This window comes from Cumulibacter soli (genome assembly GCF_004382795.1).
GTDB lineage: Bacteria > Actinomycetota > Actinomycetes > Mycobacteriales > Antricoccaceae > Cumulibacter > Cumulibacter soli.
The window spans coordinates 1-1,602 of sequence record NZ_SMSG01000016.1; the positions used below are offsets into that span (position 1 = coordinate 1).

Annotated in this window: 1 protein-coding gene; it reads right to left on the reverse strand. The window is 57.8% G+C overall.

All coding sequences use genetic code 11. From position 1 onward, the window contains the following. The coding region (gene ctaD / locus E1H16_RS18295) for an aa3-type cytochrome oxidase subunit I (protein ID WP_208379173.1) at window positions 1-1,595 on the reverse strand (1,595 nt) is incomplete at its 3' end. Between the last annotated feature and the right edge of the window lie 7 nt (window positions 1,596-1,602).

Here is a 1,602-nt window from a genome sequence, read left to right on the forward strand (position 1 = left end):
AGCGACAGGAAGTTGTGCCGCGGCGGCGGGGACGTCGTTGCCCATTCCAGCGAGTTGCCGAAACCCCACGGGTCATCAGCAGTGGTGACCTCGCCGTACTTGTACGAGCGGTACATGTTCCAAATGAACGGCAACACCGACGCACCGAGCACGAACGCGAACACCGTCGAGAACTGGTTCAGACCCGCGAACCCATCACTCATCAGGTAATCACCGTAGCGGCGGGACATGCCCTCGTTACCCAGGTAGTGCTGCACCAGGAAGGTGCCGTGGAAGCCGATGAACGTCAACCAGAAATGCCACTTACCCAAACGCTCGTTCATGAACCGGCCCGTGAACTTCGGGAACCAGAAGTACGTACCGGCATACGCCGCGAACGCGACCGTACCGAACAACACGTAATGGAAGTGCGCGACCACGAAGTACGTATCCGAGACGTGGAAATCAATCGGCGGCGCCGCGAGCAGCACGCCGGTCACGCCACCGAACAAGAACGTCACGATAAACCCGACCGAGAACAACATCGGTGTCTCGAACGTCAACGATCCCTTCCACATCGTCAGCACCCACGTGAAGAACTTCAACCCCGTAGGCACCGCGATCAAGAACGTCATAAACGCGAAGAACGGCAACATCACCGACCCGGTCGCGTACATGTGGTGCGCCCACACCGCGATCGACAACACCGCGATCGACGCCGTCGCGAACACCAGACCCTTGTAACCAAAGATCGGTTTACGACTGAACACCGGGATGATCTCCGAAACAATCCCGAAGAACGGCAACGCGATGATGTACACCTCAGGGTGCCCGAAGAACCAGAACAAGTGCTGCCACAAAATGGCGCCACCATTCTCCGGTTCGAACACTTGCGCCCCCAGGTTGCGATCCGCCAGCAACACCAAGAACGCCGAGGTCAGGATCGGGAACGCCACCAGCACCAACATCGAGGTGATCAACGTGTTCCACGTGAAGATCGACATCCGGAACATCGTCATACCCGGCGCGCGCATACAAATAATCGAGGTAATGAAGTTGACCGCGCCCAGAATCGTGCCCAGACCCGAAATACCCAGACCCACCAGCCACAAATCCGCGCCCACACCCGGCGAGTTCGTCGCATTCGACAACGGCGCATACGCGAACCAACCGAAGTCAGCACCACCCGCCGGCGTCAAAAAGCCCGACAAGTTCGTCAACGACCCCAACAAGAACAACCAGAACGACAACGCGTTCAACCGCGGGAACGCCACATCCGGCGCACCAATCTGAATCGGCACCACCAAGTTCGCGAACGCGAAAAACAACGGCGTCGCGAACATCAACAACATGATCGCGCCGTGATTCGTGAACATCTGATTGAACTGCTCAGGCGAGAGGAACTGATACCCCGGATACGCCAACTCCGCACGCATCAGCATCGCCATGACGCCACCGATAAGGAAGAAACAGAACGATGTAACGAAGTACATCTTCCCGATCAACTTATGGTCCGTCGTCCGCAACACATTGCTGAACATCGAACCTGGCTTCGCAGAATGCGGCGGCGCAGCAGTCGGTGCCGCGACAACCGGACGTTCAGGCGCGAGTGTCACAGTGTTC